The sequence below is a fragment of the Streptomyces sp. CNP082 genome (assembly GCF_059570535.1).
Map to the genome: position 1 here is coordinate 117202 of NZ_JCANSZ010000016.1, position 12773 is coordinate 129974.

The window sequence follows — 12773 nt, forward strand, 5'->3', positions numbered from 1 at the left end:
GGCGCCCCCCTTTCTGTAAAGGTCGCTATAGAAAGGACCGTATCACATTGTCTAGTGGGCGCTATAGAATTGGTGCCATGGCCACCAACCGACGCGGACGCCCCCGCTCCTTCGACCGCGACGAGGCGCTGGAGAAGGCCCTGCACGCCTTCTGGCAGCACGGCTACGAGGCCACCTCGGTCGCCGACCTCACCCGCGTCCTCGGCATCGGCGCGCCCAGCCTGTACGCCGCCTTCGGCGACAAGAAGGCGCTCTTCGACGCCGCGGTCGAGGCGTACGGGACGAGCGACAACGGCATGTTCATCGACCGGGCGATGGCCGAGGAGCCCACGGCCGTCGCCGCCTTCACGCGCATCCTGCGCGAGGCCGCCGTCGGCTACACCGAGCCCGCCCGGCCCCGCGGCTGCATGGTCCTCAGCGTCGGCGTGAGCGCCACCACCCCGGAGGTGGTGGCGATGATGCGCGAGCTGCGCGCCCGGAACACGGCGGCGATGACCGCGCGCGTCCACGCCGACGTGGCCGCCGGCGTGCTGCCGCCCGACACCGATGCCGAGAAGCTCGTGAGCTATGTCGGGGCCGTGCTCCAGGGCCTGTCCACGCAGGCCAGGGACGGTGCGGACCGGGAGCTGCTGAAGCGGGTGGCGGAGGTCGCCGCGGCCGGCTTCGCGGCGGCGGCCCAGGGCCGGCAAGTCGGTGTGTCCGGGGCGTAGACAGCCGGGAGTGGTCTAGTCCACAATGCTTGTCAGGCTTCCGCCCCTTCCGCACGACGGGGCGGAACGAGGCCCGAGACGTTCTCTGCCCTGACTGCGTCCCCGGCCTCCTCACCGGCTGCGACGCCGCGGGGCCGCACACCTCGCGACGTGCGCACCGGTGCTTGGCTCCGGGCCGCGGTGCCGGACGGGTTGAGGGTCCCGGTCCAGGCATCGCGGCCCGAAGTGCGTTCCGGCCAGCGGCCCGCGCCGCGGGGCGCCGGCGGCTTGGCCGCGGCGCGGGCCGGAGTGATCCCGGCGGGCCGGACCGCTGCCGCCCTGGGCGGCGGGCCGCGGGGGCTTCGTGGCGGCGCCGGTAGGCTCCAGGTGTGCCGTCCATGAACGAACTCGTCCGCCGGCACACGGCGCTGAGCGAGACCGACCTGGAGTGGCTGCACCTCCTCGTTTCGGAGTGGCAGTTGCTCGCCGACCTGTCCTTCGCCGACCTCGTGCTCTGGGTCCCGACCGTCGACGGCGCCCGGTACGTCTCCGTGGCGCAGATGCGTCCGAACACCGGCCCCACCTCGTACCAGGACGACATGGTCGGCCACACCGTCCCGCGCGGCCGGCGCCCCATGCTCGACGCGGCCCTCGACGAGGGCCGGATCGTGCGCGAGGGCGATCCGGAGTGGCGCGAGGAGGTGCCCGTACGGATCGAGTCCATCCCCGTGCGCCGGGAGAGCCGCGTGCTGGGCGTCATCGCCCGCAACACCAACCTGCTGACCGTGCGCACCCCCAGCCGGCTGGAGCTGACGTATCTGCAGAGCGCGTCCGACCTCGCGCAGATGATCGCGGCGGGCGCCTTCCCCTACCCAGGCCAGCAGGGCGACACGGAGACCTCGCCGCGGGTCGGCGACGGGCTCATCCGGCTCGACGCGGACGGCATCGTGCAGTACGCCTCGCCCAACGCGCTGTCCGCCTACCACCGCCTCGGCCAGGCCGCCGACCTCGTCGGCCGCCACCTCGGCCAGGCCACCTCGGAGCTGGCCGTCAGCAAGGAGCCGGTGGACGAGGCGCTGGTCAAGCTCGCCAGCGGGTGGGCGCCGCGGGAGGCGGAGGTGGAGGGCAACGGCGGCGTGATCCAACTGCGCGCGATCCCGCTGAAGCCGCGCGGGACGCGCATCGGGTCGCTGGTGCTCCTGCGCGACGTCACCGAGATCCGGCGGCGCGAGCGCGAGCTGATGACCAAGGACGCCACGATCCGCGAGATCCACCACCGGGTGAAGAACAACCTGCAGACCGTCGCCGCCCTGCTGCGGCTCCAGTCCCGCCGGCTGGCCGCCGAGGATCCCGACGGGCGGGCGCGGGCCGCGCTGGACGAGGCGGTGCGGCGGGTCGGCTCGATCGCCATCGTGCACGAGACGCTGTCGCAGAACCTCGACGAGACCGTGGAGTTCGACGAGATCGCCGACCGGGTGGTGGCGATGGTGGCGGAGATCAGCCCCGGCCGGGTGACGGGACACCGCACCGGCCGCTTCGGCGTGCTGCGGGCGGAGGTCGCCACGCCGCTGTCCATGGTGCTGACCGAGGTGCTGCAGAACGCCCTGGAACACGGCTTCGGACCGGGGGAGTCGGGGCGCGTGGAGGTCACCGCGCTGCGCTCCAGCGGCAGGCAGGACGGCCGGCTGCTGGTCACCGTGCAGGACGACGGGCGGGGGCTGCCGGAGGGGTTCGACCCGGCGACGTCCGGGAGCCTGGGGCTGCAGATCGTACGCACGCTGGTCGAGGGGGAGTTGGCGGGCACGTTTTCGATGGCGCGGGCGCCGGAGGGGGGCACGCGGGTGGTGTTCGACATTCCCGTGCACCCCGAAAAGCGCTGACGCGCCGGGGGTTGGGGGTACGGAAGCGGACGGCGCAGTTGACGGCTGAGCTGCCGACTGAGTTGACGACCGGGCTGCCGGCGCGGCGGGCGCGTACGTTCGTACGGCAACGGTCATCCGGCGCGCGGCTGCGTCAGGCAGCAAAAAGCCCCGGGCCAGCGGCTCCGGGGCTCTCAGGTGACTCGTGGTGCGGCTGTACGGCTGCTGCGCTGCGGCTCGGGGAGAGCGGCGCCGTGGGTCCCACGGCGCCTTCGCGCATCCGGGGGGTACCGGGTCAGGCGCTTGCCCTGCGCGCCCGGTTGCGGGCGGCGCGGCGCTTCATCGCGCGGCGCTCGTCCTCGCTGAGGCCACCCCAGACCCCGGAGTCCTGACCGGACTCCAGCGCCCACTGCAGGCACTGCTCCATCACGGGGCAGCGACGGCAGACGGCCTTGGCTTCCTCGATCTGCAGCAGCGCAGGACCGGTGTTGCCGATCGGGAAGAAGAGCTCGGGGTCTTCCTCGCGGCAAACGGCGCTGTGACGCCAGTCCATGACTGCTCCATCTCTTCGCGTTGCTGTCAGTTGCTTGTGAATGTGAACGCTTTCACGAATCCTCCGACAAGTGAAGGGGTCCGGTCAGATTTCCGGTGTGACCTTCAACATGTGGAGGGGGCGAGTGCGCCGGAGGGGGGTCCCCTGAGGGGAGGCGCTCCGGCCGCCATGAAGAGGTTCGCAAACCTCAGCTTCGGATACAACCCCTTCCGAGAAGTTTCTTTGGATTCCTTGGTCTCAGTTGGGTAAGGGCCCCACTTCCAGGGGGTGAGGCGCAGCCTAAACGTTCGACTGGAAGGACTTTAGGGCCTTCCACTCACACAATCACACGCAGTGCGCGCCGTACGCCTGTGAAGGTCACGCTCGTACGCAGTCCGAGGTGGTCACCGTCCATCTGGAAGGGCAGTGGGGCCTGTGATTCCAAGGTGAAGTCGGTGAGGTCGTGCAGCGACACCGCGTGCTTGCCGTGCGGCCCGCGCTCCGGCGAGGAAGTGAGCAGCTGGGTGCCGTAGCGCAGCAGCGCGGGAGTGGAGAGGCGGGCGAGTCCGAGCACGTCGAGGGCGGTGTCGAAGGACGCGCCGGGGGTCGCGTAGAGGGGGCGGTTGCCCAGATAGCTCCACGGCGAGGTGTTGCAGACGAGCGAGAGCACCAGGCCCTCGACGGGGTCCCCGCCCGGGCGCCGCAGCGTGATCGCGCCGTGCCGGCGGTCGACCTCGCCGAACCACTGGCGCAGCAACTGCCGGACGTAGAGCGGGTGCGTGGACTTTTTGCCGCGCTCGCGCTTCTGCTCGACGCGGCCGACGACGCCCGCGTCGAAGCCCATGCCCGCACAGAACGTGAACCAGCGCGCCGGCGCGCCCTCGTCGTCGGTGCCCGGGGTGCCGGAGGCGAGCCCGAGGCCGACGGTGCGCTCGCTGCCGGAGTGCATGGCGTCGAGCAGCGCGCCGGTGGCCTCGACCGCGTCGTTGGGCAGGCCGAGGGCGCGGGCGAAGACGTTCGTGGAACCGCCGGGGACGACGGCGAGACGGGGCAGCTCTGCGGGCGCGGGGCCGTGGTGCAGCAGGCCGTTGACGACCTCGTTGACCGTGCCGTCGCCGCCGAGCGCCACGACGACGTCCACCTCGCCGCTGTCCGCCGCCTGCCGCGCGACGTCGCGGGCGTGGCCCCGGTACTCGGTGGTGACCGTCTCCAGCTTCAGGTCGCTGGCGAGTGCGTGGATCAGCACGTCGCGGGTCCGGGCACTGGTGTCGGTGGCGGCGGGATTCACCACGAGGAGCGCACGCATGGCATGCAGGTTACCTACCGAAAAGTAGACGGGCCCAGCCCCGGCGTAGTGGGCGCCCGGGCCCCAGTAGGCTGGAGAGCATGAGCGGAACGCAGGGCCGGGGCGGGCGGAAGCAGGCGGCCCGGCCCGGGCGGGAGAAGACGGCCGGGGCGGGTGCGGCTGAGGCGGCCGGGCGGAAGCCGGGGGCCGCGAAGGACACGGACACCGGGGCCGGCAAGGTTGCCGCAGACGGGGCCGGGAAAGTCGCCGGGGAGCGGGGGCCGCGACCGCCGCGGGTGAGCGTCGCCGCCGTGCTGACCGCGGTCGAGGGGGTCGTCATCGCCGCCCTCGGGGCCTACGAAGTCGTGCTCGGGATCGCCGGTGAGCCGGACAGCACCCGTCAGGCCGTCTTCGGCGGGGCCACCGTGCTGGTGCTCGCCGCGCTGCCGCTGGCCGCCGCGCTCGGGCTGTGGCGGCAGCGCAGTTGGAGCCGGGGCCCCTCGCTGATCACGCAGATCCTGGCGCTCCCGGTCGCCTTCGCGATGGTGTCCGCGGGCGGCGTGCTGCTGCCGCTGGGCCTCGCGCTGGGGGCGGTCGCGGTGGTGTCGCTCGTGTGCGTGCTCAGCCCGAGTTCGGCCGAAGCGCTGGGCGTGGGCCCGAGCCGGACGGCCTAGGGCCTGGGCGTACGCCGGGGGAGCGGGCGTACGACCACGTACGCACCTTCACGAGGTCTGCCACACGCCCTGTCACGCGCCCCGTACGGCACGGGGACCCCGAGGCCACCACGGGACGCTCCGGGGCCCGGAGAGCGGCGCACAGCACGTCGGGGGCCGGGCGGGGCGCACGCGCCCCGCCGCTCACTCCTCGATGAGCAGCCGCTCGCGCAACTGCGCCAGCGTGCGGGCCAGCAGCCGGGAGACGTGCATCTGCGAGATGCCGACCTCCTGGGCGATCTGGGACTGGGTCATGTTCCCGAAGAAGCGGAGCAGCAGGATCTTCTTCTCCCGCGGCGGCAGCTCCTCCAGCAACGGTTTGAGCGACTCGCGGTATTCGACGCCCTCCAGGGCGTCGTCCTCCGCGCCGAGGGTGTCGGCGACGGCCGGCGACTCGTCGTCGGTGTCGGGGACGTCGAGGGAGAGGGTGGAGTACGCGTTCGCCGACTCCAGGCCCTCCAGGACCTCTTCCTCGGAGATGTTGAGCTTCTGCGCCAGCTCGTGCACCGTCGGGGCCCGGCCGTGCAACTGGGAGAGCTCGGCGGTGGCGGAGGTCAGCGACAGCCGCAGCTCCTGGAGCCGCCGCGGCACCCGCACCGCCCAGCCCTTGTCGCGGAAGTGCCGCTTGATCTCGCCGACGACCGTGGGGGTCGCGTATGTCGAGAACTCCACGCCGCGGTCGGGGTCGAAGCGGTCCACGGACTTGATCAGGCCGATGGTGGCGACCTGGGTGAGGTCGTCCAGCGGCTCGCCGCGGTTGCGGAAGCGCCGGGCCAGGTGCTCCACCAGCGGCAGGTGCATCTGCACGAGGGCGTTCCGCAGCTCGGCGTGCTCGGGGGAGTCCGCGGGCAGCTTGCGCAGCTCGTGGAACATCGCCCGCGCGCCGCTGCGGTCCTGCGGATCACGCCTGTCGTGCTGCTGCAGTCCGTCCATGTGGTCCGCCCGCTCTCGCTCCGCCGCGGCCAGCCGGCCTTCGTCTCGCATCGGAACGCCCCTGACGTACGTCACGTGAGCCCCGGCGCCGCGCCGCGCTCCTTGAGCAGGCTGATCGTGACCGTACGGTCGTCCCCCACGGTCGCGTCCACCCTGCCCGCGAGTGCGGACAGCACGGTCCACGCGAAGGTGTCGCGCTCGGGCGCCCGGCCGTCGGTCGTCGGTGCGGACACCGTCACCAGCAGCGCGTCGTCTCCGAGCTGGAAGACGCAGGTGAGCACGGAGCCGGGGACGGCCTGCTGAAGGAGGATCGCGCAGGCCTCATCGACCGCGATGCGCAGATCCTCGATCTCGTCGAGCGTGAAGTCCAGGCGGGCAGCGAGCCCTGCCGTGGCGGTGCGGAGCACCGACAGGTACGCCCCGGCAGCCGGCAGCCGGACTTCGACGAAGTCCTTCGGACTGGGCTCGCCTTCGAACTGGGACACCCTCACCTCCAAGGTGCGTGGCGACTCTCTGCCATGGGAACGCCCACCGTCCCCCGTCACTGGGAGTAACGGACCGGCGTGGCAAATCGTTCGCCTGCGACGCTACCGCGTGCGATGAGCTGCTGTCTCCTGGACTGGAGAAGGCCACCCCATCCCGCGGCTGTCACTAATAGTAAACCCTCGTTACGCTCCGTGGCTAGGGCTATTCTCGTCCCAATTCCCGTGCGGTCACTCCGGGTTGCCATTATGGCAGGACCCGCCGACAACCGCCGACCGGCTTCCCTCGTCCGGGGGACCCCCGCGTCAGCCGGTGACGACCGCCGCGACCGCCGAGCCGCGTGGGAACGCCCCGTCGGCGGCGAGGGCGACGACGGCGTAGAGCATCTTCGCGACGTACACGGGTTCGGGAACGAGGCCGTGGCGGGCGGCGAAGTCGGCGGCGAAGGCGTCGAGTTCGGGGGTACGGCGGGCGAAGCCGCCGAAGTGGAAGCCGTCCGCGAGGCGCCAGTCGCCGCGCCGGCCGCCGAACGCGGCGGTCTGCAGCCGCTCGACGTCGGCGCCGAGGAAGCCGCCCTTGAGCACCGGTATGCCGATCGCACGCGTGCCGGCGGGCAGCCCGGCGGCCAGTCCGGCGAGCGTGCCGCCCGTACCGCAGGCGACGACCGCCGTCCCGGCCGTGCCCGCGAGTTCGCGGCCGAGGGCGGCGCAGCCGCGGACCGCGGCGGCGTTGCTGCCGCCCTCCGGGATGAGCTGGAAGTCCCCGAACTCCGCGCGCAGTTCCGCGTGGAAGGCGGGGTCCGTGCGTCGCCGGTACGTCGCGCGCGGCACGAAGTGCAGCCGCATACCGTCCGCCGCCGCCTGCGTGAGGGAGGCGTTGAGCGGGCGGTCCGCCAGCTCGTCGCCGCGGACCACGCCGATCGTGCGGATGCCGAGCAGCCGGCCCGCGGCGGCGGTGGCCCGCAGGTGGTTGGAGTACGCGCCGCCGAACGTCAGCAGCGGCCGGTCGTCCCCGGCGGGGGAGCCGGACGCCCGCCGCTCCAGGTTCGGCATCAGCTTGCGCCACTTGTTGCCCGGCAGTGCCGGGTGGATCAGATCGTCCCGTTTGAGCAGCAGCCGGACGCCGTGGGCGGCGAGGCGGTCGTCGGTGATCTCCGTCAGCGGCGAGGGCAGCCGGGGGCGGAGCGCGGCGAGCCGCCCGCCGGGGGCGGGCGGCTGGTCGCCGGGCGGCGGGGCCGCGGGGGGCTCGGATGCGTACACGGGACGCTGGTCGGTGGCCGGTCGGGGCCGGGGCCGGGCCGTTGGCCCGTACCGCCGCGGGGACGGCCGCGGGGCCCGCCCCGGCTCAGCCGCGGGTGAGGAATCCGTCGCCGTGCTGGGCGACGTGTGCGTGGACGGCCTGCAGGGCGTCCTGCACCTCCTGCGGCGAACCGGTGCCGCGCTGCTCGTTGAAGTAGGCCGTGCCGAGCCGGCGCAGGAGGGCCTGGCCCTCGCGCTGCGCCTGCACCTCCCCGACCTTCTCCTTGCCCTGGTTCAGCGCGGTCTCCGCCTTCTCCTTCGCGCGGTCGAGGAAGCCTGCCATGTGTGTCTCCTGACGTATTGCCTGGTGTATGAGGTGGATTCTGCCGCTGCCACCCCTTTGGTCCCAAGTATCCCGCGCGTCCCTTGAGGGATCAACGGCTGCCGGGGCCCGTCGGTTCCTGGGCGGGTTCCCCGGCGGACCGGTGTGCAAGCACCCGATGCGCGGGAACCGTGTGCTGGCCCGGCGGGTCCGGCCGGGCCGGCGCCACGGGAGACGGGGGACGGCGGGCGCGCCGGCCGGCGGGGATGGAGGCAACCGAGTGAGGGCGGTGGTGCGCCTGCGTGGCTGCTGCGGCGTACGGGCCGGGCGGCGGGCCCTGCCGGGGCCAGCTCCGGCATGACCCCAGCTCGTGGGGCATTTCGCGCCTGGAGCGCACGCTCGTAGCGTGGGGGAGTGACGTCCCAGAGCCCCGGTCCCGCTGCCGCCTCCTCCGCCGCTTCCTCAGTACCCTCCGCTTCCCCCGCTCCGGCCCCCTCCGCGGGGGCCGCGGACGCTGCCGGTCCCGTCCCCGCCGCGCCCGCCGTGCCGGCTGCCGGGGTACGCGCCGGGCGGCTGGGCGGCGTCGCGCTGGTGGTGGCCGGGGCGCTGTCCACCCAGTTCGGCGCCGCGGTCGCCGCGCTGCTGTTCCCGCGGGCGGGCGCGCTGGGCGTGGTGACGCTGCGGCTGACGCTCGCCGCGGCGCTGCTGATGCTGATATTCCGGCCCCGGCTGCGGGGCCACTCGCGGGGCGACTGGGCGGTGCTGTGCGCCTTCGGCGTCGCGCTCGGCGGCATGAACCTCGTCTTCTACCAGGCCATCGACCGGATCCCGCTGGGCCCCGCGGTCACGCTGGAGGTGCTGGGGCCGCTCACCCTGTCCGTGCTCGCCGGCCGCCGGGCGGCGAGCCTGCTGTGGGCGGCGCTGGCGCTGGGCGGGGTGGTGCTGCTCAGCCGCGGCGGGTTCGGCGGCCTGGACCCGGTGGGCGTCGGGTTCGCGCTCGGCGCGGGCTGCCTGTGGGCGACGTACATCCTGATGAGCGCGCGGGCCGGGGCGCGCTTCCCGCGGGCCGACGGGCTGGCGATCGCGATGTCGGTGGCCGCGTTGATCAGCGTGCCGGTCGGGCTGGCGAGCGCGGGGGGCAGGCTGGTGGACCCGGTGACGCTGGGGCTGGGCCTGGCGGTGGCGGTGATGTCCTCGGGGCTGCCGTACGCGCTGGACCAGTTCGCCCTGCGCCGGCTGCCGGCGGCGACGTTCGCGCTGATGATGAGCCTGGCGCCGGCGCTCGCCGCGCTCGCCGGGTATCTGGTGCTGGACCAGGGGCTCACGGCGGTGCAGTGCGTGGCGATCGGCATGGTGATCGCGGCGAGTGCCGGCGCGGTACGGACCCCGCCGCGGCCCGCGGCGTAGCGGGCGCGTGATCAGTACAGCTAGCCGTACCGCTTCCGGGGCAGGGGTGGCATGCTCGTACGCCTGATCGTCGAAAGGGAGTTCGCATGGTCCCGCCCGGTTCCGTCCTGGACGCCCGCGCGCTGGGGCGCGCCCTGCTGCACCGGCAGTGGCTCGTCGAGCGGCGCACGACGGCGCCGCTCGACGCCGTCGAGCACCTCGTCGCGCTGCAGGCGCAGTCCGGCGACGCCCCGTACTACCAGCTCTGGAGCCGGCTCGCCGGCTTCACCACCGGCGATCTGTCGGCGCTGCTGACCGGCCGCCGGGCGGTCAGGGTGGCGCTGATGCGCGGCACCATCCACCTCGTCAGCGCCCGCGACGCGCTCCGGCTGCGGGCCGTGGTGCAGCCGTACCTGGACAGGACGCTGCCCACCACCGCCGCGGGCCGCAGGGTCCGCGGCGTCGACCCGGCCGAGCTGGCCGCCGCGGCCCGCAAGGCACTGGCCGCCGGGCCGCTGCCGGTCGACGACCTCGGTGCCCGCCTCGCCGCCCGCTGGCCGGACGGGGATCCGAACGACCTGGCGTACCTGGCCCGTTCGCTGCTGCCGCTGGTGCAGGTGCCGCCGCGCGGGGTGTGGGGCGAGGGCGGCGGGCTCGTGTACGCGCACGCCGACCAGTGGCTCGGCGCCCCCTCCGCCACCGACCCCGCGGCGGACGAGACGGTGCTGCGCTACCTCGCCGCGTACGGGCCGGCGTCGGTCGCCGACGCCCAGAAGTGGCTGTCGCTGACCCGGCTCAAGGCGGTCTTCAACCGGCTGCGCCCGCGGCTGGTGACGTACCGGGACGTAACCGGGCGGGAGCTGTTCGACCTCGCCGGCACCGAGCTGCCCGACCCCGCCGCCCCGGTGCCGCCCCTGCTCCTCGGCCCCTTCGACAACGTGCTGCTCGCGCACGCGGACCGGACGCGGATCATCGACAAGGCCGACGAGCGGGGCGTGTTCACCGCGAACGGCATCGTCCGCGGCACGCTGCTGCTCGACGGCCGCGTCGCGGGCGTGTGGCAGCCGGAGCTGAGGCGGACCTCGGCCGCGGTCGACCTCCGGCCGTTCCAGGCCCTGTCGGGACGGGACAAGGACAAGCTCGCCGCGGCGGCCGAGGACCTGCTGGCCTTCGCCGCCCCGGAGGCGGCGAAGACGAGGGTCAGGTTCGCGGCCCCCGGCTAGGCGGGCGGCCGGGTGCACCCCGCGGGGGCCCGGCGGCTGCCCGCCGCCGGCTCACGCGGTCGTGAACTCCTCGCGTACGATCCCGCCCGCCGTCGCGCACCACGTCGCCACGTCCATCGCGCCCGTCGCCTGCAGCCCGTGCAGCTCCTGCATCTCGGCCACCGCCGCCGTCGTCGACCCGTTGTACTTGCCGGTGGCCTTCTTCAGGTGCAGCTTGCGCACCAGCATCTGCTGCACCGCGAGGACCGCCTCCCCGCTGTGGCCCGTGCTCACCGGCACCGTCATGGCTTCCCACGTGGCGTTGTCGAGCGTGCCGTCCGCCGCGACCGGCAGCCCCATCGTGCGCTGGAAGGTGTGCACCGCCTCCAGCGTCAGCGGCCCGTACACGCCGTCCGCCTGGAGGTCGTACCCGTACGCGCGCAGCAGCCGCTGCGCCATCTCGACCGTGCCGCCCTTGCTGGACGTGTACGTGTCGGGCCAGGTGCGCTCCGGGATCTCGTCCGGGCTCTGGCCGAGCGCCTGGGCCATCTGCCGGCGCAGCGCCGGGAACTGGCGGTAGAACATCGCGCCCGGGCACTGCGTGTTGTTGAAGTCCCAGTGGCCGAAGACGCGGTCCGCGCCGAAGCCGTACTGCGTGCCGATCGTCACCAACAGCCGCTGCAGCGAGAACAGCAGTGCCTGCGGCGGGGTGTCGTTGACGTAGATGCCGTCGTTCTCGATGCCGATGCCGCGCGTGTTCTCGCCGACCGCGTGCGCGCTGACGACCTGGAAGCCGCCGTCGGCCAGCGCCTCCAGACTGCGGTGCCGGCCCTCCAGGACGTGGCCGCCGCGGCTGATCGTGAAGTGCTGGCCGCTGTCGATCCAGCCGTTGTCGTCCATGTGCAGATCCTGGATCTGGCGGGCCATGAAGACGGCGGCCTCGTACGAGTAGTCCGTGGAGTTCGGGAACGCGGTGTGGTGGACGACGATCTTCGTGGTCGTACCGGACGAGAGGGAGACGTCCCCGGCGGGCGGACGGGCGCCCCACTCGTCGGTGCCGATCACGTACGACGGGTCGTCGGCCGTCCGGCGCAGGGAGCCGCTGTTGTCGGCCGCGGCGCTGCCGCCGAGCAGCAGGGCGCCGCCCCCGCCGGCGGCGAAGGCGGCGCCGGCGCCGGCTTTGAGCGCGGTTCGCCGGGAGACGTACACGGGCCCAGGTCGCATGGCGTTCCTCTCACGGTGCGGGTTCTGAGGGGGGTTCGGCACGCTGCTCCGTGTACGAATCCGTAACGGACACCCTGTTTAACCGACCGCGTACGCCAATGTCCAGACCACCCGGGCGTGTTGCCCCCGGGAGCCGGCAGCCCGGCTCAGCCGCCGGGCTGCCAGGGCGGGGTCTGCCCCCACTCCCACTTCGGCATCGGCCCCGCCGTCGGCGGCGGGTCGTCGCCGGAGTAGACGATCGCCATCCGCGTGCCCCACTCGATGTAGTACGAGAACACCGCCCGGAACTCCGGGTCGTCTGGCAGCCCGACCTCGTCGGCGCTGTCCATCAGCAGCGACACCCAGCGCCTGCGCTGCTCCTCGGTGATGTGCCGGCCGAGGTGCATGCGCGCCATGCGGTCGTGGCCGCCGTGGTCGGCGCTGTACCGCTCGGGGCCGCCGAAGACCTCGGCGAGGAACAGCGCGACGTGCCGCGGGTGTTCACCGTCCATGTGCGCGAACACCGGTGCCAGGACGGGGTCCTTGCGCACGTGCCCGTAGAAGACCTCGGTGAGCCGCAGGAACGCCTCTTCGCCGCCCGCCCACTCGTACAGGCTCGGGGTGCTCTCGCTCACTGGTGCACCATCCTTGTGTCGGTGGTCGTGTGACTGCTGATGCACCCGAGGTGCCGCCGGGTTACCGCCCTGCTCGCTCGACGCGTTGATGACGTCCGGCATGAGTTCTGCGGGATCCGGCGGTTGCCCGGGGCGTGGAGACCGTCGACAGGGCTGAGCGCCGTCGAGCGCCGAACAGTGAGCGGACTGGCAGACACGCTCCGGCACCGATACGAGGGTGCCTCCCCACTGGGTCTAGCAGCGGAGAGGCTGACATGGAGTCTGCCAGCACAAGCCTGCCGGCGGTAGCACCG

At 73.3% G+C, this 12773-nt stretch carries 13 protein-coding genes; 5 read left to right on the forward strand and 8 right to left on the reverse strand.

Annotated features, from left to right (window positions below; all coding sequences use genetic code 11):
* The first annotated feature begins 77 nt into the window (after positions 1-77).
* Positions 78-710 (forward strand): TetR/AcrR family transcriptional regulator, encoded by a 633-nt coding sequence (locus B124_RS15900; protein ID WP_496503485.1) that lies wholly within the window; start codon positions 78-80, stop codon positions 708-710.
* A gap of 377 nt (positions 711-1087) precedes the next feature.
* A complete protein-coding gene (locus B124_RS15905) occupies positions 1088-2569 on the forward strand; it encodes a sensor histidine kinase (protein ID WP_496503486.1) in 1482 nt (493 codons plus the stop codon).
* 274 nt (positions 2570-2843) lie between these two features.
* Here the strand turns inward: B124_RS15905 and B124_RS15910 are convergent, their stop codons facing one another.
* Entirely contained in the window at positions 2844-3101 is a 258-nt protein-coding gene (locus B124_RS15910; RefSeq protein WP_018835069.1) for a WhiB family transcriptional regulator, read from the reverse strand.
* 316 nt (positions 3102-3417) lie between these two features.
* Positions 3418-4386 carry a diacylglycerol/lipid kinase family protein gene (locus B124_RS15915; RefSeq protein WP_496503487.1) on the reverse strand — a complete coding sequence of 323 codons (969 nt, stop codon included), beginning with the start codon at positions 4384-4386 and terminating at the stop codon, positions 3418-3420.
* An 80-nt stretch (positions 4387-4466) separates the two neighbouring features.
* Here B124_RS15915 and B124_RS15920 point away from each other — a divergent pair, with 80 nt between their 5' ends.
* Positions 4467-5039, forward strand: a complete 573-nt coding sequence (locus B124_RS15920; protein WP_496503488.1) for a hypothetical protein — start codon at positions 4467-4469, stop codon at positions 5037-5039.
* Between the two features lie 183 nt (positions 5040-5222).
* On the opposite strand, the gene B124_RS15925 is transcribed toward B124_RS15920, so the two are convergent.
* The 4 genes from B124_RS15925 to B124_RS15940 all read right to left on the reverse strand — a co-directional run bounded on the left by B124_RS15925 (position 5223) and on the right by B124_RS15940 (position 8075).
* The gene (locus tag B124_RS15925) at positions 5223-6194 is read right to left on the reverse strand and encodes an RNA polymerase sigma factor SigF (RefSeq protein WP_496503489.1); all 972 of its coding nucleotides are present in this window, start codon (positions 6192-6194) and stop codon (positions 5223-5225) included.
* Complete coding sequence (locus B124_RS15930; protein ID WP_027753975.1) at positions 6083-6496, reverse strand: ATP-binding protein; 414 nt, start codon at positions 6494-6496, stop codon at positions 6083-6085. Before B124_RS15930 ends, B124_RS15925 begins: the two co-directional genes overlap by 112 nt.
* Positions 6497-6799: 303 nt before the next feature.
* Positions 6800-7753 (reverse strand): 1-aminocyclopropane-1-carboxylate deaminase/D-cysteine desulfhydrase, encoded by a 954-nt coding sequence (locus B124_RS15935; RefSeq protein WP_496503490.1) that lies wholly within the window; start codon positions 7751-7753, stop codon positions 6800-6802.
* 85 nt (positions 7754-7838) lie between these two features.
* Positions 7839-8075, reverse strand: coding sequence for a hypothetical protein (locus tag B124_RS15940; RefSeq protein ID WP_496503491.1), 237 nt, complete (start codon positions 8073-8075; stop codon positions 7839-7841).
* Positions 8076-8468: 393 nt separating this feature from the next.
* On the opposite strand from B124_RS15940, the gene B124_RS15945 reads away from it, so the two are divergent.
* Both B124_RS15945 and B124_RS15950 read left to right on the forward strand, forming a co-directional pair.
* Entirely contained in the window at positions 8469-9461 is a 993-nt protein-coding gene (locus tag B124_RS15945) for an EamA family transporter (RefSeq protein ID WP_496503492.1), read from the forward strand.
* Between the two features lie 86 nt (positions 9462-9547).
* A complete protein-coding gene (locus B124_RS15950) occupies positions 9548-10663 on the forward strand; it encodes a winged helix DNA-binding domain-containing protein (RefSeq protein ID WP_496503493.1) in 1116 nt (371 codons plus the stop codon).
* Between the two features lie 51 nt (positions 10664-10714).
* Here the strand turns inward: B124_RS15950 and B124_RS15955 are convergent, their stop codons facing one another.
* Together B124_RS15955 and B124_RS15960 are read right to left on the reverse strand one after the other, a co-directional pair.
* Positions 10715-11866, reverse strand: coding sequence for a peptidoglycan recognition protein family protein (locus tag B124_RS15955; RefSeq protein ID WP_496503494.1), 1152 nt, complete (start codon positions 11864-11866; stop codon positions 10715-10717).
* A 146-nt stretch (positions 11867-12012) separates the two neighbouring features.
* On the reverse strand, positions 12013-12480 hold the full coding sequence (locus tag B124_RS15960) for a group II truncated hemoglobin (RefSeq protein WP_496503495.1): 468 nt from the start codon (positions 12478-12480) through the stop codon (positions 12013-12015).
* Between the last annotated feature and the right edge of the window lie 293 nt (positions 12481-12773).

Excerpts from the sequence above, each read along its gene's own strand:
- B124_RS15900 (WP_496503485.1), top strand. The coding sequence starts at position 78 with ATGGCCACCAACCGACGCGGACGCCCCCGCTCCTTCGACCGCGACGAG.
- B124_RS15905 (WP_496503486.1), top strand. The coding sequence starts at position 1,088 with ATGAACGAACTCGTCCGCCGGCACACGGCGCTGAGCGAGACCGACCTG.
- B124_RS15910 (WP_018835069.1), bottom strand. The coding sequence starts at position 3,101 with ATGGACTGGCGTCACAGCGCCGTTTGCCGCGAGGAAGACCCCGAGCTC.
- B124_RS15915 (WP_496503487.1), bottom strand. The coding sequence starts at position 4,386 with ATGCGTGCGCTCCTCGTGGTGAATCCCGCCGCCACCGACACCAGTGCC.
- B124_RS15920 (WP_496503488.1), top strand. The coding sequence starts at position 4,467 with ATGAGCGGAACGCAGGGCCGGGGCGGGCGGAAGCAGGCGGCCCGGCCC.
- B124_RS15940 (WP_496503491.1), bottom strand. The coding sequence starts at position 8,075 with ATGGCAGGCTTCCTCGACCGCGCGAAGGAGAAGGCGGAGACCGCGCTG.
- B124_RS15950 (WP_496503493.1), top strand. The coding sequence starts at position 9,548 with ATGGTCCCGCCCGGTTCCGTCCTGGACGCCCGCGCGCTGGGGCGCGCC.
- B124_RS15955 (WP_496503494.1), bottom strand. The coding sequence starts at position 11,866 with ATGCGACCTGGGCCCGTGTACGTCTCCCGGCGAACCGCGCTCAAAGCC.